A 17,475-nucleotide genomic window follows, 5' to 3' on the forward strand; every position below is an offset into this window, starting at 1 on the left:
AAGTTCTTTCGACCGGCCAGGCGCCTTGCCGGTCGCCCACCGACGTGTTTTCCAGAGTCTTCCGACCATGTCTGTCATTCCCTCCCAACATCCCACGTCTGCCGATGTCGAGACGACGCTCGCGCGCGCCGAGTTCAATCTGGTCTGGCTCGATATGGAAATGACCGGTCTGCAGCCCGACAGCGACCGGATCATCGAGGTGGCGGTCGTCGTCACGGATTCCGCGCTGACGCGCCGCATCGAGGGGCCGGTGTTCGCGATCCATCAATCGGACGCCGTGCTCGACGGGATGGACGACTGGAACAAGTCGACCCACGGCCGCTCGGGGCTGATCGATCGCGTGAAGGCGTCAACGATCGACGAGGCGTCCGCCGAAGCGCAACTGATCGAGTTCCTCTCGCAGTACGTGCCGCCCAACAAATCGCCGATGTGCGGTAATTCGATCTGTCAGGATCGCCGCTTCATGGCGCGTTACATGCCCAAGCTCGAGGCGTTCTTCCACTACCGGAACCTCGATGTCAGCACGCTCAAGGAACTGTGCCGCCGCTGGGAACCCACGGTCTACAAGGGCTTCACCAAACGGGCCGCCCACACGGCGATGGCCGACATCCACGAGTCGATCGACGAGCTGGTGTACTACCGCGCGCATTTCCTGAAGACGACCGTGCCCGGTGCGCCCAGTGCCGCTGATGCGCCGGATGCGCCGACGTCCACCCCGGCCTAATCTCTGCCAGACCCCACACAACGCCAGCGACATTGCTGGCGTTGTGCTTTGGATGTCCGAAGCGAATGGCCCGCAACGCCCCGTCGTCTGACCCTTAGGTAGGCCATCAAGTCAGGTGCTCAAGTCAGGCGCTCAAGTCAGGCAAATCAAGCCGGTTTCGGCGCGCGAATGGCGTTCTTGGGGCGGAAGGCCTTGCAGACGGCCTCATCGGTCTCGATGTAGGGGCCGCCGATCAGGTCGATGCAATACGGCACGGCCGCAAAGATGCCGGGCACGATCGACTGTCCGTCCGCGTCGCGCAGCCCTTCGAGCGTTTCCTTGATCGACTTGGGCTGGCCGGGCAGGTTGATGATGAGCGCGGCATGGTCGGCGCTCTCGCGGATCACGGCGACCTGGCGCGACAGGATGGCCGTCGGCACGAAGCGCAGACTGATCTGGCGCATCTGCTCCCCGAAGCCCGGCATTTCCTTCGTGCCGGCCCGCAACGTGGCCTCGGGTGTGACATCGCGCCGGGCAGGGCCCGTGCCGCCGGTGGTGAGCACCAGGTCGCACTGCTTCGCGTCGACGAGATCGATCAGTGTGGCGGTAATGCCGTCGGCGTCATCGGGAATCAGGCGCGTTTCGGCCACCCAGGGGGATAGGAGCGCGGTGCCGAGCCACGCCTGGAGCGCCGGAATGCCCTGATCGTCATACGTGCCCTGGCTCGCCCGATCGCTGATCGAGACGAGGCCTACGCGCAGTTCGTCCGGATGTGAGCGGGCGGCCATCACTCTTCCTCGCGGGTTGGGAATTCCGGCAGTTCGTTTTCGGCCTCATCCGAAGTTTCGGCGTCGGACGATCCGGTGCCAAGCAGATCCTTGAGCGCTTGAAATAGCTCGCGAAAGGCTTTCGGCGGTTTTTGCGCGGCCTGTTCCCGGCGGGCGTTGCGAATCAGCGTGCGCAGTTGCTGGGCGTCGGCCTGCGGATGCTGGGCGAGCAACTCGGTGAGGGCCTCATCCTTCGCCAGCAGGCGCTCGCGCCAGCGCTCGAGCGCGTGCAGCTTGGCCGTTTCCGCCTTCGATACGCCCTTGATGACATCGAGCGCGCGGCGAATCGCGTCGACTTCCGACTCATGCAGCGTGCGCATTTGCTTGCCCACGTACTGCATCTGACGGCGGCGGCCTTCGTGTGCGGTGATCTTGCGGCAGTCCTTGACGGCCTGTTCGAGATTCTCGGGCATCGGCACGCGGGCGAGCGCGTCCTTGGCCAGGTTGACCAGTTCTTCGCCCAGATCCTGCAAGGCATGCGATTCGCGCTTGCGCTGGGATTTGCTCGGGCCTTCGTCGGAAAGCTCGGCATGGGCGATACGGTTATAGCGTTGAATATGCGTCATGGGCGCTATTGTAGCGCGGCGCGCGCCGACCAAATAGTTGCCGGGCCTTCGCACGATGGCGAGGAAGTCGCGCTAAGATGGCGGTTCCTATTCAGCCACTGACCGAATCGCGCCGATGTCCCAAGCGACCCAGCACTTCACGCATACCCAGGATCAACTCAAGGAAATCGTCAGCGACGTACTACAGTACGCCCGTTCGCTCGGCGCCACCGACGCGGCGGCCGAGATCTCCGAGGGCGATGGCCTGTCGGTCTCGGTGCGCCGTGGCAAGGTCGAGACCATCGAGCGCAACCGCGACAAGCTGGTGGGCGTGACGGTGTTCATCGGCCAGCGTCGCGGCAACGCCAGCACGTCGGACTTCTCGCGCAAGGCGCTGCACGACACGGTCGACGCGGCCTACAACATTGCGCGTTTCACTGCGGAAGACGACTGCGCCGGGCTCGCCGAGTCCGAACTACTGGAGATGCACCCGCAAGACTTGTCATTGTTTCATCCGTGGGACATCACGGCCGACGAGGCCGTCGAGCTGGCGCGACGCGCCGAGACGGCGGCGTTCGAAGTGAGCCCCCTGATCCGGAATTCCGAAGGGGCCGGCGTGTCGGCCCAGCACTCGCAATTCATGCTGGGCACGACCCGTGGCTTTCTCTCGGGGTATCCGTATTCGCGTCATTACCTCTCGGTCTCGCCCATTGCCGGCTCGGGCAGCCATATGCAGCGCGACGACTGGTACTCGTCCAAGCGCGCCGCCGGGGACCTGGCTTCGCCCGAAGCGGTGGGCCACTATGCCGCCGAGCGCGCGCTGGCCCGCCTGCACGCGCGCAAGCTGTCCACGCGCAAGTGCGCGGTGCTGTTCGAGGCGCCGCTCGCCGCCGGTCTGCTGGGGGCGTTCGTGCAGGGCGTGAGCGGTGGCGCGCTGTATCGCAAGGCTACGTTCCTGGTCGACAGCCTGGGCAAGCCGGTGTTTGCCGATCACGTCGGCATTTACGAAGACCCGCACGTGCCACGCGCCATGGGCAGTGCCCCGTACGACGAAGAGGGCGTGAGAACGCGCGCCCGTGACGTCGTGAGCGACGGCGTGGTGCAGGGCTACTTCCTGTCGACCTATTCGGCCCGAAAGCTCGGCATGCAAACGACCGGTAACGCCGGCGGTTCGCACAACCTGCGCATGTACAGCAAGCTCACCGCGCCGACGGACGACTTCCGCGCGATGTTGCGCAAACTCGGCACCGGCCTGCTCGTGACCGAACTGATGGGGCAGGGCGTGAACTATGTGACGGGCGATTATTCGCGTGGCGCGTCGGGTTTCTGGGTGGAGAACGGCGAAATCCAGTATCCGGTCGAGGAGATCACGCTGGCGGGCAACCTGAACGACATGTTCCGGCAGATCGTTGCCATCGGGGCCGATGCCCTCGTGCGCGGCACCAAGGAGGTCGGGTCAATCCTGATTGAACAAATGACCATCGCTGGTCATTGATGCTGCAAAACGCCGTTGCGACGCCATAAGCGCGTTGCATTTTTGCGCCGCAACGGGGCAAAACCCCATTTGTCGTGCCCGATACAGGCAGTTTGCGTTATGCTTGGGAGTTTTCTTAAGCCGTGGCTTAAGAACCGACGCGGTAGTTAGGGTAATGGGCGCGCTCACAAGGCGCGCTTTCTCATAACTAGAGACTAGGAATTGGAGGAAGAAGACTCATGAAAAGCACCATGACCAAGTTGCTGAGCGCACTTGTCGCTACGGGGATGGTGGCTGCGGCCCACGCAGCCGATCTGAAGATCGGTGTGGCCGAGGCACTGTCGGGCGGTGCGGCGCAATATGGCGCCGCCATCAAGAACGGTTTCCAGCTCGCGGCTGACGAAATCAACGCCGCCGGCGGCGTGAACGGCAACAAGCTTGTGCTGCAGGTCGAAGACGAACAGGGCAAGAAGGAAGAAGCGATCAACGTTTTCAAGAAGTTGATCTTCCAGGACAAGGTGCTCATGGTCTTCGGCCCGACGTTGTCGAACTCGGCGCAGGCGGCCGACCCGATCGCGCAAGCCAGCAAGACGGTGGCGTTCGGCACGTCGAACACGGCGGACGGCATCACATCCATCGGCGACTACATCTTCCGTAATTCGGTGACCGAAGCCGACGTGCTGCCCGAGACCATCAAGGTCGCGACCAAGCACACGGGCATCAAGAAGGTCGCGGTGCTGTACGGCAACGACGACGTGTTCACCAAGAGCGGCTACGACAACTTCAAGAAGGCGCTGGCCGATCTGAAGATCCCGGTCACGACGACCGAGACGTTCGCCAAGGGCGACGTGGACTTCAAGGCGCAGCTCACGAAGATCAAGGCGAGCAACCCGGACGCCATCGTGCTGTCGGCCCTGATCGCCGAAGGCGCGCCGATCATGGTGCAGGCGCGTCAGTTGGGCATCAATGTGCCGTTCATCGGCGGCAACGGGATGAACTCGGTCAAGGTGTTCGATCTGGCCAAGGGCAGCTCGGACGGCCTGTGGGTGGGTAGCCCGTGGTCGATCGAGAACAACACGCCGGCGAACACGAAGTTCATCGCGGCCTACAAGGCGAAGTACAACATGGCCCCGGACCAGTTCGCGGCGCAAGCCTATGACGCGATGTATATCGCAGCCGGCGCAATCAAGAGCGTGAAGCTCTCGGGCAACCTGGAAGCCGACCGCAAGGCACTGCGCGACGCGCTGCCGAAGGCCACGCACGACGGCGCCACGGGCAAGTTCGCATTCCGTCAGGCCATGGGCAAGAACGGCAAGCCGGCCGGGTACGACGCACAACAGGCGCCGATCGTCAGCGTGACGAAGGGCAACAAGTACGTCATCGAGAAGTAAGCAGCCCGGCAGTACTTGAAGAAGTCCGCATGGGCGTAGAGCTGAAAGGCGCTACGCCCATCGGCGTTTCTGGCGCACGCCGTACCCCCGTGCGGCGCGTGTCCCCGTCCCTCAGGCTGGAATAATCACCATGCTGGAACAGCAACTCGTCAACGCGCTCTCCCTCGGGTGCGTGTACGCCTTGTTCGCGCTCGGGTTCACCCTCGTGTTCGGCATTCTCGGCGTTATCAATCTCTCGCACGGCGCAGTCTTCATGGTCGGTGCCTATGCGGCGCTGCAAGCCGTCGTGCGCCTTCATCTGCCGCTGTGGGCGGCCATCGTCACGGCGGTCGTCGTGGCGGGTCTGGTCGGCTTGCTCATCGATGTGCTGGTGCTCAAACCGTTGCGCAAGCGCGGTGCGCCTCACCTGATTCCAATGATCGCCACCATTGGCGTGGGCATTCTGCTCAACAACGGAGTGCAGGGCATTTTCGGTGCGGAAAACCTGCGGTTCCCATATGAACTCGTGCCGCAGGACACCCTGACCGTGGCCGGCGTGCACATGACGGTGCTGGAGCTCGCGATCATCTTCATCTCGTTTGCGCTCATGGCCGTGCTCATTGCCACGATCAAGAAGACGCAACTCGGGCGCGCGCTGCGTGCCATTGCCGAGTCGCCGAAGGCGGCCTATCTGCTCGGCATCAACGTCGAGGGTCTGTTCCTGGCGACGTCGTTTGCCGCGGCGGGGCTGGGCGGCATGGCGGGGGTGCTGATCGGGCTTTACTCCAACGCCGTTTTCCCGCTGATGGGCCAGCCGATGCTGCACAAGGGGATTGCGGTCATCATTCTCGGCGGCATGGGCGACATTCGCGGCGCGATGATCGGTGGCCTGTTTCTCGGCTTCGCGGAAGTGCTGTCGGTCGCGTATATCGGCTCGAACATGCGTGACGCCGTCGCGTTCGGCCTGTTGTTCCTGATCCTGCTGGTGCGTCCGCAGGGGTTGTTCGGCAAAGTGCTCGAACGCAAAGCGTAATCACGGGGGCGCAATGGACTGGTTTAACAATTTCTGGGCGGTTTATAGCAACCTGGTGCTGACACTTGGCACCAACGCGCTGCTGGCCCTGTCGATTTACCTCACGCTCTCGTGCGGCATGCTGGCCATGGCCAATGCCGCGTTCATGGGTATCGGCGCGTACACGGCGGCCTTGCTCACGATGAACTACGACGCGCCGTTTGCGGTGTCGCTGGCGGGGGGCATGGCCGCGCCGGCGCTGATCGCCTTCATCATCGGCAAGCCGACGCTGCGTCTGTCGGGCGTGTATCTTGCCATGGCAACGCTGGGCTTCGGTGAAGTCGTGCGCGTGCTGATTCTCAACACGGAAGACCTCACCGGCGGTGCGCTGGGCCTGAACGGCATTCCGCAACTCACCCAGTGGTGGCACGTGGCGGGCGCCGTGGTGATTTCGCTCGCTGTGCTGTGGCGCCTGCGCCGCTCCAAGGTGGGCCGTGCGTTCGAAGCCATCAAGGAAGACGAAACGGCGGCGGGCCTCATGGGCATCAACGTCACCGGCTACAAGATGCTGGCGTTCGTGCTGGGGGCGGTGCTGGCCGGGCTGGCCGGGGCGCTCAATGCGCATCTGACGTTCTTCATCGGACCGAATGAATTCGGCTTCGACCGTGGCGTGGAGATTCTCACCATGGCAATTCTTGGCGGCATCAACGGGCTGATCGGGCCGGTGCTTGGCAGCACGATTCTCACGCTGCTGCCCGAGATGCTGCGGGCTTTCGACGCCTTCCGTCTTGTGGTCAACGGCCTGATTCTGGTGCTGATCGTGCTGTTCCTGCCCAAGGGCATTTGGGATCCGATGCGCTTTCGCCGGTGGTTCCGTGCCGGCAAGACGCGTTCGGCCTCTTCCACATAAGCGGACGGGGGATACGACATGCTCAAGCTTTCCAATATTTCCAAACGATTCGGTGGTCTGCACGTTCTCCAGGACGTGAACATCGAGGTGCCGCAAGGCACGATCTTCGGCCTGATCGGCCCGAACGGGGCGGGGAAAACGACCGTCTTCAACCTGATCACCGGCCTGTTGCAGCCTACGGGCGGCAGCATCACGTTCGACGGCGAGAGTCTGGTGGGGCAGAAGCCGCATCGGATTACGCAGCGCGGCATTGCCCGCACGTTCCAGAACATCCGTGTCTTCAAGGAGATGACGCTGATCGAGAACGTGGTGGTCGGCATGCACCGGCACCTCTCGTATGGCCCGGCAGGCTTGCTGCTGTCGCTGCCGGGGTATCGCGAGATGGAGAAGCGCTCGCGCGAGCGGGCGCTTGAGCTGCTCTCGTGGGTGAAGCTCGATCACAAGGCGCACGACATTGCCGACAACCTGTCGTACGGCGACCAGCGCAAGCTCGAACTGGCCCGGGCGCTGGCGACCGAGCCCAAGCTGCTGCTGCTCGACGAGCCGGTCGCCGGCATGAACACGGGGGAGAAGGTCGATCTCATGAGCGAGATCGAGAACATCAAGGCGCGTGGTTACACGATCTTCATGATCGAGCACGACATGCGTTTTGTGATGGGGTTGTGCGAGCGCATCGCCGTGTTGAACTTCGGGCGCATCATCGCTGAAGGCAGTCCCGACGAGATCAAGCATAACCCGCAGGTCATCGAGGCCTATCTCGGCCGCGATGACGATGACGACGATGCGGCTGCCCTCGCGGCTGGCGCGGAGGACAAGGCATGAGCGCGCTGCTCGAAGTGAAGGGCCTGAAGGTGGCCTATGGGCATATCGAAGCCGTGAAGGGCGTCGACTTCTCGTTGCGCGAGCATGAGATCACCTCGCTGGTCGGTGCCAATGGCGCGGGCAAGTCGACGACGCTGCTTGCGCTGTCGGGTCTCATCAAGAAGCAGGCGGGCACGATTCTCTTCGAAGGGGAAGATGTCGGCGGTCTGGCGCCGAACAAGATCGTGCAGCGCGGGCTGGTGCAGGTGGCCGAGGGACGCGCCACGCTCACGACGATGTCCGTGCGCGAGAACCTGGAGCTTGGCGCCTACACGCGTCGCGACAAGCAGAACGTGAAGGCGGATCTGGACAAGGTGCTGGGGCGCTTTCCGCGGCTGGCTGAGCGTATCGAGCAGATGGCCGGGAACTTGTCGGGGGGCGAACAGCAGATGTTGGCCATTGGCCGTGCGCTGATGGCGCGGCCACGGCTGTTGCTGCTCGACGAGCCGTCGATGGGGCTTGCGCCGATCATCGTGCAGGGCATCTTCAACACGCTCAGGGAAATCAACGCCGAAGGGCTGACCATCTTCCTGGTGGAGCAGAACGTGCGTCAGGCGCTGAAGATTGCGCAACATGGCTACGTGCTCGAAACCGGTAAGGTGGTGCTCGAAGATACCGGGCGCAATCTGCTCGGGAATCCTCGCGTGCTCGAGGCGTATCTGGGCGGTTGACGGCCGGCGGTGGCGTTGTGCGGCGCGCCTGCTGCCCTTGACGTCACTGAAGGACAAGGACGACGTCGGACCGGCGGCGTTGACGGGTTATCTGACGATAGCGTGTCGACGCCGCTTTTTCCATGGGCGTCCCTGGATGTCGCGACTGGGCGTGTTTGCGGCGCTGGAGAGGAGAGGGGCGAGATCGAGAGCGGCGACCTTGAGCGCCCCGTCGCTTCAAATCCGTTCGTAAGTCACGAACGCGTAGTCGAAGTCGTTCGGCGCGGGCGAGTGATGGGTCTCGCGGGCGGTTTCCTGCCATTGGGCGGCAGGCAGATCCGGGAAATGTGCGTCGCCTTCGAACGCCTTGGCGATCTCCGTGACGACCACCTTGTCTGCGCTTGCCAGGGCTTCGGCGTACAACTGCGCGCCGCCGATCAGGCAGATTTCCTCGACCCCCACGCACAGCCGCATCGCATCGACGAGCGATCCGGCCACGTCGCAGCCGTCGATCTTCAGATCCGGATTGCGCGACACCACGATATTGCGACGGCCCGGCAGCGGACGACCGATCGAATCAAACGTCTTGCGCCCCATCACGATCGGCTTGCCGAGTGTCGTGCGCTTGAAGTGGGCCAGATCTTCCGGCAATCGCCACGGCAATTGATTGTCGCGCCCGATCACACCGTTCTCGGCGCGGGCGACCACCAGCGTCAGTATCGTCATACGGCCACCGGTGCCTTGATATGCGGATGCGCTTCGTATCCGGTGATATGGAAGTCCTCGAAACGATAATCGAAGATCGAATCAGGCTTGCGCGAGATCTCGAGCCTCGGTAACGCGAACGGCTCGCGCGCAAGCTGCGTGCGAACCTGTTCGAGGTGGTTGTTGTACAGATGGCAGTCGCCCCCCGTCCAGACGAAGTCGCCCACCTCGAGCCCGGTCTGCTGCGCCATCATGTGCGTGAGCATCGCGTAGCTCGCGATGTTGAACGGCACGCCAAGGAAAATATCCGCGCTGCGCTGATAGAGCTGGCACGACAGCTTGCCATCGGCCACATAGAACTGGAAGAACGCGTGACATGGCGGCAGCGCCATGCGAGGAATCTCGCCGACGTTCCAGGCGGACACGATCAGGCGGCGCGAGTCGGGCGTCGTACGAATCTGCTCGACGAGCTGCGTGATCTGGTCGATATGACCGCCGTCGGGCGTCGGCCACGAGCGCCACTGCGCGCCGTAGACAGGGCCGAGTTCACCCTCGGCATCGGCCCATTCGTTCCAGATGGACACGCCGTTTTCCTGCAGATAGCGCACGTTGGTGCTGCCCTGCAGGAACCACAGGAGTTCGTGCACGATGGACTTGATATGCACCTTCTTGGTGGTGACGAGCGGGAAGCCTTCCTGCAGGTCGAAGCGCATCTGGTAGCCGAACACCGAGCGCGTGCCCGTGCCGGTGCGGTCAGTCTTGTCGGTGCCATGTTCGAGTACATGGCGCATGAAGTCGAGGTACTGTTTCATAGGCCCATCCGTTTTGCCGGATTTTACCAGCCTCCGAGGCACGCCGTGCTGCGCAACGCTCAGACGCCGCCGGCATTTGTCGCGAAAGCCACCGGATGCTCGACCGACAGACGCAGCCCCACGCGCTCGCCCACTTCGTGGGCCAACTCGCTATCCACGCGGGCGATCACCTCGCGCCCCGACGCCAGACGCAAGGTGTACAACTGATCGGCCCCACGGAACGCGCGCCGCACCAGCGTGCCTTCGAACGGACTCGCCGGGTCGTGCGCGATGTCGTCCGCGCGCAGCAGTACGTCGACGTTCACGGGATACGCATCGTTGGCGGCGCTGCGCAGCAGCTTGTCGGCCAGCCCCGGCGAGACGGCCAGCTCCCCGAGTTCGAGCGAGATGCCACCGCCGTCGGCATTGCCCCGGAAGGTACCGGGAATCAAGGCGCCGCGTCCGATGAAATCCGCCACCACACGATTGGCGGGCGCGTGCCACAACTCGCGCGCGGGCGACCACTGGGCGATCGCCCCCGCATGCATGACGCCGATGCGGTCGGCCATCGCGAAGGCTTCGTGCTGGTCGTGGGTGACGAGGATCGCCGTCGCCCCGCTCGCCTGGATGATCTCGCGCACCTCGACCGCCAGACGCTCGCGCAGATCGAGATCGAGGTTCGAGAACGGTTCGTCGAGCAAGAGCAGCGCAGGGGCGGGGGCCAGAGCGCGTGCGAGCGCCACGCGTTGCTGCTGACCGCCCGAGAGTTCATGGGGATACTTCTTCAGCGCCCCTGCCAGCCCGACGCGCTCCGCGAGCATTTCCACGCGCGCCTGACGCTCGCCGCGCGCCATGCGCCCGATGCCGAAGACGATATTCCGGGCAACGTCCAGATGCGGGAACAACGCGTAATCCTGGAACACGACGCCAACGTGGCGACGCTCCGGCGGTTCGCTCGACTGCGCGTTGGCAACTTCGTGACCATCGAGCACGATACGCCCGCCGGCCAACGGCTCGAAACCACAGACGGCGCGCAGCACCGTCGTCTTGCCGCAGCCGGACGGACCGAGCAGACAGCCGATTTCGCCGCGGGCCAACGACAGCGACAAGTCGCGTACCGCGGTATGGACGTGGCCGGCAGCCTCGTAATTCACGCAGAGATGGTCAAGCAGCAGGTAGGGCAGGGGCATCGGCGTAAGGTGGCGTGAATCGACGCAAGCACGTCGACGAAGCAGATGAATGGAGATGAGTGATGACGAGTGATGACGCGTGGACACGAATGTCGCGAGGTGGCCCTTTTCGCTGGAGGTCGGGCACTTTCTGCGGCCATCCGCGTCAGAGTCGCAATCGCGAATGCGTATAATTTACAACGCATTAGACCGGCGAGTGTCTGCCGGTTCCCCGAAACGATGCGACGGGGCAACGGCAGTGAGCCGTCGCCCGGGGGGGTACCCTCGCTCGTTCACCCAATTTCCGCTTCCCGTTACGATTTGCCGATGTCATCGACGCCTCCGTCACGCGCCGCCGCCGATTCTGCCCATGCCGATTCCGTCTTGACCGGACGTTCGCCACTCGTCGCCAGACGCCGGCGCACTGCACGGCTGTCCGTCGCCTGGGCATGGCGGTGGGTGGCGTGGGTGTCCGCGCTGGTCGTGCTCGTGCCGATGGTCGGCATCCTGGCGGCGCTCGGCGCGGGAGACGCGCAAACTCAGGCCGTCCTCGCCCATATGCTCGACACGGTACTGCCCGAGTACCTGCTCAACTCGTTGCGCATCTCGGTCGCCGTGAGCGCGGGCGTGCTGGTGATGGGCGTCACCAGCGCGTGGCTGGTCGTGCAGTACACGTTTCCCGGCCGCCGCGTGCTGGAATGGGCGCTGATTCTGCCGCTGGCGATGCCCGCCTATGTCACCGCCTACGCCTACACCGACTTCCTGCAGTTCGCCGGCCCGGTGCAAAGCGCATTGCGCTCGCTGCTCTCGGTCGAGCGTCTCGCCGCCTTCCCGGAGATTCGCTCCTGGTACGGCGCCGCGTGGGTCTTCGCCGGGGCGTTCTATCCGTACGTCTATCTGCTGGCACGCACCGCCTTTCTGGAACACAGCCAACGTTACTTCGAAGCCGCGCGCACGCTGGGGTGCACGCCAGTACAGGGGTTCCTGCGCGTAGCGTTACCGCTGGCGCGACCGGCCCTGGTCGCGGGTTTGGCGCTGGTGCTCATGGAGACGCTCGCCGACTACGGCGCGGTCGCCTACTTTGGGGTGCCGACGCTCACGACCGGCATCTACCGCGCCTGGTTGTCGATGGGCGATCGGGTGGCGGCCGCGCAACTCTCGGCCTGTCTGTTGTTGGCCGTCCTCGTCTTGCTGATCGCAGAAGCGCGCAGCCGGGCGCGGTTGCGGTACTACGGGGCGCCGGGGCGAGCGCCGGCGCCGTCGCGACACACACGCCTGTCTGGCGGACGTGCCGCCCTGGCGACGTTCGTCTGCGCACTGCCGCTCATCATCGGCTTCCTGCTGCCCGTGCTCATCATGTTGCGGCTGGCCGCTGCGGAACTGGATCAGGTGCCTTGGCATCGCTACGGCGAGTGGGTCTTCAACACCGTACGCCTCGCGGCGGTGGCGGCCCTCGTCGCGAGCATCGCCGCCGTCGTGCTCGGGTACGCCCAGCGACTGGCCCCAGGGCGTGTCACGCGCATCGCTATCCGGTGGGTGAGCGTTGGCTACGCGATCCCGGGGGCGGTCATCGCTCTGGGCATTCTCACGCCGGTGCTGCAAGTGGATACGTGGCTTGGCCGCGTGTTCGGCGCCGACGGACTGGTGCTCGCCGGCACCAGCGGCGTGTTGATCTACGCCTATCTCGTGCGATTCCTGCCGGCTGCGCTGCAAAGCGTGGACGCCGGCTTTGCGCGCATCGCGCCCAATCTCGACGCCAGCGCCCGCAGCCTCGGCGTGAGTGGCTGGGCGATGCTGCGCCGCGTGCACCTGCCGCTGCTGCGCGGTAGCGTCTTGAGCGCCGCGCTGCTGGTGTTCGTCGACGTGATGAAGGAACTGCCCGCCACGCTGGCGCTGCGCCCGTTCAACATGGACACGCTGGCGGTCGTCACCAGCCACCTCGCGGCAGACGAACGGCTCGCCGAAGCGGCCGTGCCGGCGCTGACGCTCGTGCTCGTGGGCCTGGTGCCGGTGCTGGTGTTGGCGCGCGGCATGGCGAAACGCGCCTGAATGCACGGCGCTTCGGCAAGGCGGCGTGGCGCGGGCTGTTGCCCGAACACCAATCACTGACCCGTTTGAAAGGTTTCCGGGTTGCCGCTCCGATAGCGCCGCACTATAGTCAAAGCAGGCCCGGCAACGAAGCCGGGATGATCGAGCGTCAACAAAATGATTGCGATCGTCATTTGCAAATGTTGGCTGTTCATGGCCTTGGCGTCGGCACCGCCGCCTGAGGCACCGCTGAACACGGCGGACGGCGGCTGGAGCGCCGTGCTGCTGGCGGGAGCGATGCGCTAGCGGGTGTCCTGGAAGGGACGGGGACAGGCACTTGAGACGGATGCGCGACGTCCGATGGGAGCGTGTATCCCGCGCGCCTGACGTTGGTTTTGTTGCCTGCGTGTTGCCTGCGTTCCTTGACGTCCTCCTTCCCCCCGAGTCGGCGCTTTTCCGTTTTCCCGGCCGTTGGGGGCATTTGCCGCCGTTCTTGGCGTTGAGGTCGTTCGTTGGCGTTTCGATGTTGTTTTCCTGAGTCGTTCGGGGCGGCGAACCGTGGCGTTTTTGCCACAGGCGCCGCAACATCGCTGTCAATGCAGTGCCTTTGGGAGACAGGCATGGCGCTATGGCGGATCGATCTTGTCTCGTTGCGACTGTTCGTCGCCGTTTGCGAGGAAAGCAGCATTGCGCGGGCCGCCGAGCGCGAATTCATTGCGCCTTCCGCGGTCAGCAAACGCATCAACGACCTGGAGTCTCTGGTCGGTTCGGCACTTCTCCAGCGTCACAAGTGGGGCGTGCGGGCGACGCCGGCAGGCGAAGCACTGCTGCATCACGCGCGCAATGTGCTGCGAAGTCTCGAGAAGATGCAAGGCGATCTGTCCGAGTACACCAGCGGCGTGCGCGGCCATATCCGCATCTTCGCCAACGTCTCCTCGATCGTCGAAACCCTGCCCGATGAACTCGGCGCGTTCCTGCGTCGACACGACGGCGTGAAGGTCGACCTCGAAGACCACACCAGCGCGCAGGTCGTGCGTGGCGTAGTGGACGGCGCCACCGACATCGGCATCTGCTGGGACGCCGTCGACACCCGCGACGTCGAAGTCTTCCCCTATCGAAACGACCAGATCGTGACCGTGCTGCACCGCGAACATCCGCTGGCCAGCCAGGAACAGCTTGCGTTCGTCGACACCCTCGATTTCGATCACATCGGCGTGCATCCGGACAGCGCCATGTACACAGTGCTGCGACGCCTGGCGGCCGAGCAGGGCAAGACGGTCAAGTTCCGCATCCATGTCTCGACCTTCGAAGCCGTGTGCCGCATGGTGCGCGCCAACCTCGGCGTGGCCGTGGTGCCGCGCGAGGCCGTCGGCAGCTATTCGCAGGCGAAGGACGGGGAGGCGCTGCGCATTGTGCCGCTCACCGATCCGTGGGCGCAGCGCCGGTTGATCGTTTGCGTGCGGCGTTACGACGCGTTGCCCATCGCGTCGCGGATGCTCGTTGATCATTTGTGCGCCAATCCCGTGACGTAATGTGCCCAGGAGAACGGAACGCCGGAGGCTCGGCCCGTGGGCAAGCGTCGTGAACGGCGATGTCTGGCATGCCGAAACACAACTTGTCGGCCTCTCGGGGGCAGCGGATGCTCTGGGGGCCGATAGCGATTCCAGCCGACGAGCCGGAGCGCGCCGATTTCCCGCATCGGGCGGGAGGAGACTCGCGATGATACAGACCGAAGCATGCCGGGTGCGTGTTGCCGCAGGACGTTGGGCGCTCGCCTTCTCGCTGGTGGCGTCAGGCCTCGCAGCACTGGGCCTGAGCGCCGGGGCGTACGCCGCGCCCGCACAGGCGCTCGAGAAGCCGAAGATCACGATCGCCGTGGGCGGCAAGCCTGGCCTCTACTATCTGCCGTTGACCATCGCCGAACAGCTCGGGTACTTCAAGGACGAAGGCCTCGACGTCACCATCGACGACTTTGCCGGCGGCTCCAAAGCCTTGCAGGCGGTTGTCGGCGGCAGCGCCGACGTGGGCGCGGGGGCCTTCGAGCATACGCTGCTCATGCAGGCCAAGGGGTTGACCTATCAAGCGTTCGCGGTGCTCGGCGCAGCACCGCAACTGGTGCTTGGCGTGGTCAAGGCCAAGGCCGCCGAAGTCAAATCTGTCAAGGATCTGAAGGGCATGCGCATCGGGGTGAGCGCGCCGGGATCGAGCACGCACATGCTGGTGAACGTGGCACTCGCGAAAGCCGGACTCAAGCCAAGCGATGTGTCCATCGTGGGCGTCGGCAGCAGCGCGACGGTTGTCGCCGCCGCGCGCGGGGGACAGGTGGATGCCGTGTCCAACGTCGATCCGATGATGACGCTGTTGCAGGAGTCGGGCGACATCAAGGTGCTCGTCGACACGCGCACACAGGCGGGCACCCGCGCCATGTTCGGCGGGCCGATGCCTGCGGCCGTGATGTACGCGCCGCAGCGCTTCATCGACACGCATCCACGAACGGTGCAGGCCGTGGCGAACGCCATCGTGCGTGCGGACAAGTGGCTTCAGCGCGCCACTGCGGCGGATCTTATCAGGACTGTGCCGGAGTCCTATCTGCTGGGCAACAAGGCGCTTTATCTACAAGCGTTTGCCAACTGCCGTGAGGCGTTCTCGCCGGACGGCATGATGCCTGCCGGCGGCCCGGCCACGGCACTCAAGGCGCTCGCGTCGTTCACGCCGGAGGTCAAGCCCTCGCAGATCCGGCTCGGCCAGACGTGGACCAACGCGTTCGCCATACGGGCAAATCGGCAGTATCCCTGAAGGCCGTGGGCGAAAGCGGTTTCGCGCTGTCGATCAGCGGGGCGCGCCGTGGCAAGGGGGTGTTGCGCGAGGCCTGTCCATGCTCGCCATGATGCTTGGGCACCCAGCGCGTGATCGCCGAGCGTGCCGAGTGCGTCCCTGCGCTGAACTGCCAGAACCTGGGTTGCGGATGTGGAATCCGCGTTGACGCTTGCGGTGCGGTTGCCGGATCGGCAGTGCGGCGAAGCGTCGTGAGCGGGTTGGGGAGGATTGACGATGCCGGACGTGTCTGCCACAACGCCGATGCCGTTGAATGACATTCGCGTGGTCGAGTTTTCTCATATGGTAATGGGCCCCACCTGCGGCATGGTGCTCGGCGATCTCGGCGCCGACGTCATCAAGGTGGAGCCCGTCGGCGGCGATCCCACGCGGTGCCTGCTGGGCACTGGCGCGGGCTTTTTTCGCACGTTCAATCGCAACAAGCGCAGTCTTGCCGTGGATGTCACGCGGCCCGAGGGGCGTGAGCTGATCCTGCGCCTGGTGAGCACGGCCGACGTGCTGGCCGAGAACTTCAAGCCGGGACGCATGCGCCAGTTCGGCCTGGATTACGCGACGCTGTCGCGCTTGAATCCGGCGCTCGTCTACGTCTCGCTCAAGGGGTTCCTGCCGGGTCCGTACGCGGGCCGCACCGCACTCGACGAAGTGGTGCAAATGATGGCTGGACTGGCCTACATGACGGGACCGCCCGGGCAGCCGCTGCGCGCAGGAACCTCGGTCAACGACATCATGGGCGGCATATTTGGCGCGCTCGCTGCGCTGGCGGCGCTTTACGAGCGCAAGACCACAGGGCGCGGGCAGGAAGTGCAGGGGGCGCTGTTCGAGAACTGCGTGCTGCTCGTGGCGCAACACATGCAGCAGTTCGCGGTGACGGGCCTGGCACCCGACCCGATGCCTGCCCGTGTCTCGGCCTGGGGAATTTACGACGTGTTCACGGCGCGCGACGGCGTGCAGATTTTCCTCGCGGTGGTGAGCGATACCCAGTGGCGGATCTTCTGCGACGTGTTCGGCCGTCAGGATCTGGGCGACGACGCGCGGCTCGCGACGAACAACGGTCGGGTGCTCGCACGTGAGTGGCTGCTGCCTTTGCTGCGCGAGATGATGCTGGGGTTCGACGCGAGCTATCTGGCGGCTGCGTTTGAGCGGCACGGTCTGCCGTTCGCTCCGATCGTCACGCCGCAGGCGCTGTTCGACGATCCGCACCTGCGCGCGAGCGGCGGATTGGGCGATCTGGTGACAGAACAAGGCGAGCACACGCACGTGCCGTTGCTGCCGATCGCGATGGCGGGGCAGCGCTTGCCCGCGCGGCGGCCGTTACCCGCGGCGGGCGAGCATACGGTCGAAATCTTGCGGGATCTGGGGTATCCCGACAGTCAGATCTCGCGACTGCTGACCGAGGGGGTCGTCGCGGGGGCGAGGGACGACAACTCACCGGGCGAGGACCGGGGGTAGGCGGCGCTTCGCGTCCCGTTTTGTGGGATGACAGCAGGGTTCGAGTCTGAATTCGGACGTGTCCGAGTGAAGACGGCGTGTCGTGCGCTTGCGCAGGGACGACGCGGCACGGTACGGTGTGGACATCCGTCGTCATCCCTTTCGCG

At 64.7% G+C, this 17,475-nt stretch carries 17 protein-coding genes; 11 read left to right on the forward strand and 6 right to left on the reverse strand.

Translation table 11 applies throughout. The features are described 5' to 3' along the window. The first annotated feature begins 67 nt into the window (after nt 1-67). Nucleotides 68-724, forward strand: coding sequence for an oligoribonuclease (gene orn / locus PEP31012_RS11555; RefSeq protein WP_150589483.1), 657 nt, complete (start codon nt 68-70; stop codon nt 722-724). Nucleotides 725-870: 146 nt separating this feature from the next. Here the strand turns inward: orn and mog are convergent, their stop codons facing one another. Beyond that, nucleotides 871-1,491, reverse strand: a complete 621-nt coding sequence (gene mog / locus PEP31012_RS11560; protein WP_150589484.1) for a molybdopterin adenylyltransferase — start codon at nt 1,489-1,491, stop codon at nt 871-873. After that, entirely contained in the window at nt 1,491-2,096 is a 606-nt protein-coding gene (gene yjgA, locus PEP31012_RS11565; protein WP_150589485.1) for a ribosome biogenesis factor YjgA, read from the reverse strand. Before yjgA ends, mog begins: the two co-directional genes overlap by 1 nt. 115 nt (nt 2,097-2,211) lie before the next feature. Between yjgA and pmbA the strand changes: the two genes are divergently transcribed. From pmbA to PEP31012_RS11595, 6 genes are all read left to right on the forward strand, one after another. Beyond that, on the forward strand, nt 2,212-3,570 hold the full coding sequence (pmbA, locus tag PEP31012_RS11570) for a metalloprotease PmbA (RefSeq protein WP_150589486.1): 1,359 nt from the start codon (nt 2,212-2,214) through the stop codon (nt 3,568-3,570). 218 nt (nt 3,571-3,788) lie between these two features. Then, the gene (locus tag PEP31012_RS11575) at nt 3,789-4,940 is read left to right on the forward strand and encodes an ABC transporter substrate-binding protein (RefSeq protein ID WP_150589487.1); all 1,152 of its coding nucleotides are present in this window, start codon (nt 3,789-3,791) and stop codon (nt 4,938-4,940) included. Between the two features lie 130 nt (nt 4,941-5,070). Beyond that, the gene (locus PEP31012_RS11580; RefSeq protein ID WP_017234878.1) at nt 5,071-5,952 is read left to right on the forward strand and encodes a branched-chain amino acid ABC transporter permease; all 882 of its coding nucleotides are present in this window, start codon (nt 5,071-5,073) and stop codon (nt 5,950-5,952) included. A gap of 13 nt (nt 5,953-5,965) precedes the next feature. Next, on the forward strand, nt 5,966-6,841 hold the full coding sequence (locus PEP31012_RS11585; RefSeq protein ID WP_150589488.1) for a branched-chain amino acid ABC transporter permease: 876 nt from the start codon (nt 5,966-5,968) through the stop codon (nt 6,839-6,841). Between the two features lie 18 nt (nt 6,842-6,859). Next, a complete protein-coding gene (locus PEP31012_RS11590) occupies nt 6,860-7,663 on the forward strand; it encodes an ABC transporter ATP-binding protein (RefSeq protein ID WP_150589489.1) in 804 nt (267 codons plus the stop codon). Beyond that, a complete protein-coding gene (locus PEP31012_RS11595) occupies nt 7,660-8,373 on the forward strand; it encodes an ABC transporter ATP-binding protein (protein WP_150589490.1) in 714 nt (237 codons plus the stop codon). Before PEP31012_RS11590 ends, PEP31012_RS11595 begins: the two co-directional genes overlap by 4 nt. A gap of 216 nt (nt 8,374-8,589) precedes the next feature. Here PEP31012_RS11595 and PEP31012_RS11600 read toward each other — a convergent pair whose 3' ends face one another. From PEP31012_RS11600 to PEP31012_RS11610, 3 genes are read right to left on the reverse strand one after another with little or no spacing between them, the layout of a single operon-like run. Then, nucleotides 8,590-9,078: a dihydrofolate reductase gene (locus PEP31012_RS11600; protein ID WP_150589491.1), complete on the reverse strand. Its 489-nt coding sequence runs from the start codon at nt 9,076-9,078 to the stop codon at nt 8,590-8,592. Beyond that, on the reverse strand, nt 9,075-9,869 hold the full coding sequence (locus tag PEP31012_RS11605) for a thymidylate synthase (RefSeq protein WP_150589492.1): 795 nt from the start codon (nt 9,867-9,869) through the stop codon (nt 9,075-9,077). Before PEP31012_RS11605 ends, PEP31012_RS11600 begins: the two co-directional genes overlap by 4 nt. A gap of 59 nt (nt 9,870-9,928) precedes the next feature. Continuing rightward, the gene (locus PEP31012_RS11610; RefSeq protein WP_150589493.1) at nt 9,929-11,038 is read right to left on the reverse strand and encodes an ABC transporter ATP-binding protein; all 1,110 of its coding nucleotides are present in this window, start codon (nt 11,036-11,038) and stop codon (nt 9,929-9,931) included. Between the two features lie 306 nt (nt 11,039-11,344). Between PEP31012_RS11610 and PEP31012_RS11615 the strand changes: the two genes are divergently transcribed. After that, entirely contained in the window at nt 11,345-13,066 is a 1,722-nt protein-coding gene (locus PEP31012_RS11615; RefSeq protein ID WP_150589494.1) for an ABC transporter permease, read from the forward strand. A gap of 53 nt (nt 13,067-13,119) precedes the next feature. Here PEP31012_RS11615 and PEP31012_RS23650 read toward each other — a convergent pair whose 3' ends face one another. Next, complete coding sequence (locus tag PEP31012_RS23650) at nt 13,120-13,260, reverse strand: hypothetical protein (protein WP_174978206.1); 141 nt, start codon at nt 13,258-13,260, stop codon at nt 13,120-13,122. Nucleotides 13,261-13,665: 405 nt separating this feature from the next. Between PEP31012_RS23650 and PEP31012_RS11620 the strand changes: the two genes are divergently transcribed. The 3 genes from PEP31012_RS11620 (at nt 13,666) to PEP31012_RS11630 (ending at nt 17,329) form a co-directional block, all read left to right on the forward strand. Beyond that, entirely contained in the window at nt 13,666-14,577 is a 912-nt protein-coding gene (locus PEP31012_RS11620; RefSeq protein WP_150589495.1) for a LysR substrate-binding domain-containing protein, read from the forward strand. A 187-nt stretch (nt 14,578-14,764) separates the two neighbouring features. After that, nucleotides 14,765-15,841 carry an ABC transporter substrate-binding protein gene (locus PEP31012_RS11625; RefSeq protein WP_150589496.1) on the forward strand — a complete coding sequence of 359 codons (1,077 nt, stop codon included), beginning with the start codon at nt 14,765-14,767 and terminating at the stop codon, nt 15,839-15,841. A gap of 255 nt (nt 15,842-16,096) precedes the next feature. Then, the gene (locus tag PEP31012_RS11630; RefSeq protein ID WP_343039898.1) at nt 16,097-17,329 is read left to right on the forward strand and encodes a CaiB/BaiF CoA transferase family protein; all 1,233 of its coding nucleotides are present in this window, start codon (nt 16,097-16,099) and stop codon (nt 17,327-17,329) included. Nucleotides 17,330-17,475 lie beyond the last annotated feature (146 nt).

It is taken from the genome of Pandoraea eparura, assembly GCF_902459725.1.
Taxonomy (GTDB): domain Bacteria; phylum Pseudomonadota; class Gammaproteobacteria; order Burkholderiales; family Burkholderiaceae; genus Pandoraea; species Pandoraea eparura.